The 1,602-nt window shown below is 73.4% G+C and carries 2 protein-coding genes; one reads left to right on the top strand and one right to left on the bottom strand.

All coding sequences use genetic code 11. From position 1 onward, the window contains the following. Positions 1-1,131 (bottom strand): AAA family ATPase, encoded by a 1,131-nt coding sequence (locus H5J33_RS34615; RefSeq protein WP_181798620.1) that lies wholly within the window; start codon positions 1,129-1,131, stop codon positions 1-3. 132 nt (positions 1,132-1,263) lie between these two features. Between H5J33_RS34615 and H5J33_RS34610 the strand changes: the two genes are divergently transcribed. Next, on the top strand, positions 1,264-1,602 hold a 339-nt coding region (locus H5J33_RS34610), incomplete at its 3' end, for an SWIM zinc finger domain-containing protein (RefSeq protein ID WP_181798619.1).

The raw sequence follows: 1,602 nt of genomic DNA, 5'->3' as shown, positions 1-1,602 counted from the left end.
TCACGCGCTCACCTCCCGGCAGGCGCGGTAGAAGTCGGTCCAGCCCTCGCGCTCGCGCACGACCGTCTCCAGGTACTCCTGCCAGACGACCCGGTCGGCCGCCGGATCGCGGACGACGGCGCCGAGGATGCCGGCGGCGACATCGCCCGGGCGCAGCACGCCGTCGCCGAAGTGGGCGGCGAGGGCGAGGCCGTTGGTGACGACGGAGATGGCCTCCGCCGTGGACAGCGTGCCGCTGGGGGACTTGAGCTTCGTGCGGCCGTCGGCGGTGACGCCGTCGCGCAGCTCGCGGAAGACGGTGACGACCCGGCGGATCTCCTCGATGCCGTCCGGCGCGGCCGGCAGGTCCAGGGAGCGGCCGAGCTGTTCCACCCGGCGGGTGACGATCTCGACCTCGGCGTCGGCGCTCTCGGGCAGCGGCAGCACGACGGTGTTGAAGCGGCGGCGAAGGGCGCTGGAGAGGTCGTTGACCCCGCGGTCGCGGTCGTTGGCGGTGGCGATGAGGTTGAAGCCGCGGACCGCCTGGACCTCCTCGCCGAGTTCGGGGATGGGCAGGGTCTTCTCGGACAGGATCGTGATCAGGGTGTCCTGCACGTCGGCCGGGATCCGGGTCAGCTCCTCCACCCGGGCCGTCATGCCCTCGGCCATGGCCCGCATGACGGGGCTGGGCACGAGGGCGTCGCGGCTCGGGCCGCGGGCGAGGAGCTGCGCGTAGTTCCAGCCGTAGCGGATGGCCTCCTCGGGGGTGCCGGCGGTGCCCTGCACCAGCAGCGTCGAGTCCCCGCTGACGGCGGCGGCCAGGTGCTCGGACACCCAGGTCTTGGCGGTGCCGGGGACGCCGAGCAGGAGCAGGGCGCGGTCGGTGGCCAGCGTGGTGACGGCGACCTCGACGATGCGGCGCGGGCCCACGTACTTGGGTGTGATCAGCGTGCCGTCCGGCAGGGTGCCGCCGAGCAGGTAGGTCGCCACCGCCCACGGCGACAGCTTCCAGCGGACCGGGCGCGGGCGGTCGTCCTGTGCGGCGAGCGCTGCGAGTTCGGCCGCGAAGGCGTGCTCGGCGTGCGGTCGCAGCGCCTGCTCGGTCTGGTCGCGGTGGGGTGTGGCGGTCGTCGGGTCCACGGACACAGTCATGGCTGAGGCCCCCTCCAGCTCGGCCGGTTCGGTTCTGGCATCCACCGTGCACCACGCCACTGACAATCGCTGTGACCTGCGCAAACACGCCCGCCGGGACGATTGTCAGTGGCGGGGCCTACCGTCGGTGGCATGACTGAGCAGGGGGTGCGCTGGACCGCGGAGCAGGTGCTGGCACTGGCGCCTGACGCCGCGTCACGCAAGGCGGGGAGCAAGCTCGGTGTGGCCGGGCCGTGGTCCGGGACCGGGAGCGGAGAGGGGACGGTGTGGGGGCTGTGCAAGGGCAGCGGCAGCAGGCCGTACCAGACGGTGGTGGACCTGGCCGGCGCGGCCGGTCCGGGATACAAGTGCAGTTGTCCGAGCCGTAAGTTCCCGTGCAAGCACGCGCTCGGCCTGCTCCTGCTGTGGGCGGGCGACGAGGACGCGGTGCCGGCCGGCGAACGGCCGCCGGACTGGGCCGGGCAGTGGCTC

This window comes from Streptomyces sp. WELS2, from assembly GCF_013870595.1.
Taxonomy (GTDB): Bacteria; Actinomycetota; Actinomycetes; order Streptomycetales; family Streptomycetaceae; genus Streptomyces.
The sequence above is the reverse complement of the archived record's forward strand: the minus strand, read 5'-3'. Positions and strand labels throughout refer to the sequence as shown.